At 43.4% G+C, this 1,526-nt stretch carries 1 protein-coding gene; it reads right to left on the bottom strand.

Going from position 1 to position 1,526, the window contains the following annotated elements; all coding sequences use genetic code 11:
- Positions 1-142: 142 nt before the first annotated feature.
- Positions 143-709 carry a hypothetical protein gene (locus A3OI_RS22560; protein ID WP_155903010.1) on the bottom strand — a complete coding sequence of 189 codons (567 nt, stop codon included), beginning with the start codon at positions 707-709 and terminating at the stop codon, positions 143-145.
- Positions 710-1,526 lie beyond the last annotated feature (817 nt).

Below are 1,526 nucleotides of genomic sequence, written 5' to 3'. Positions count from 1 at the left end.
GGTTGGGGTCATGCTGATTCCTCATGGAATGGGTGAGGAAATCAGTGTGTGCAATTGGCGAGCCGAAATGTAGGTGCTGATTTATTGGCGCTTACCAAAAGGTGACAGCGAACATTTATCCGGTGGAGCTGTTGGTTAAGCATTAATAACCACTGAGCTTAGCCTTTTCTACAAACTCTTTAAATGCACCATAAGCTGATGATGTTGTTGTATCTGTAAAGATACCCTCTACAAACGATTGAGATAAATCTAGTTTAACTTTGACGCTAGAAGCATTGAGAATTTTGTCGATAAACTCTTTGCTTACGACATAACGTTTTGAAGATATGTTTTGCCCAGGAATATAAACTGCTGAATAAACACCAGGCTCATAATCAATGTTAGTAAGCTCATCTATGGATTTGAGACTTTCAATTTGACCGTCAATATTGAAATGTAGAGAGTCACCACGCGCAATACTTTTTGCACCAGAAACTTGAGCTATTAATACCACGTCATTATTGTTCATAGCTGAACGCCATAACAAAGACATTTGTAGATCACTACCACTAAAACCATCATTGTTTCGAAATACAAATGCTGGCTCCATACTTAATTGAGTTGAGCCATCAAAGCTTGATTTAGTAACCTCTATATAGCCGGGCATCCCAGGCATCGAAGAACAACCAACTACTAAAAAAGCCAACAAAAATGCTGATATAAATTTCATTTACTTCATTTCTCCTTTTATGTGCTTAACGCCTTGCTCAGCGGCGGTTTAAAGCGGCACGTTTTTGCGAAGGCAAAAAAAGTGACGCTTTAAACTGTCCGCTGAAGCTATTTGTTATGTGTTAGTTGCAACGAGTAGTACCGAATGAATCAGTACTGCATGACGTTCCATTGCTACCTCTAGTTGTCCCAAACGAATCTGTACTCCATGAGTTACCACTATTGTCTCTGGTTGTGCCGAATGAATCAGTGCTATAGGAACTACCATTACTACCTCTAGTTGTACCAAAAGAATCAGTACTCCAAGAATTACCCCGATTGTCTCGAGTAGTGCCAAATGAATCGGTACTGAATGTTTGGCCATTGCTACATCGAGTAGTACCGAACGAATCGGTACTGCACGAAGTCTGTGCAATCGCGGGGACTGAAAAACATACTAATAATCCTGTATAAATGAATGATCTGATATTCATATTTCTCTCCTTCTTGGGTTGACGAACAGATGTCTAGGTGTTTTTGGACACATAACGCTGAATTAAGCGGCGGCCCGTCAGGGGCGTCCGGTGGACGGCGCCAGGCCGGGAACGAACTTGAATGACTGGTTGAACGAAGCCGCTATGCGGCAGAGGTCAAATTCGACTGTACTTCTCTGACCCCTTCCATTTCGGAGGGCCTGTCAGGAGAAGTGTGATGAACGCTAACGAACACGCTCGTTTTCAAGCTCTGCACCAACGCTACCTCACCGAACTCACCCTGCGCGGCAAAAGCCCCAAGACCATCGATCTGTACACCCGTTGCCTGCGACAGGTCTGCGACTA

Origin of the sequence: Marinobacter gelidimuriae (genome assembly GCF_000372805.1) — a bacterium.
Taxonomy (GTDB): Bacteria; Pseudomonadota; Gammaproteobacteria; order Pseudomonadales; family Oleiphilaceae; genus Marinobacter; species Marinobacter gelidimuriae.
Note: the sequence above shows the minus strand (reverse complement) of the source record. Positions and strands in the feature narration are given on the sequence as shown.

Excerpts from the sequence above, each read along its gene's own strand:
- A3OI_RS22560 (WP_155903010.1), bottom strand. The coding sequence starts at position 709 with ATGAAATTTATATCAGCATTTTTGTTGGCTTTTTTAGTAGTTGGTTGT.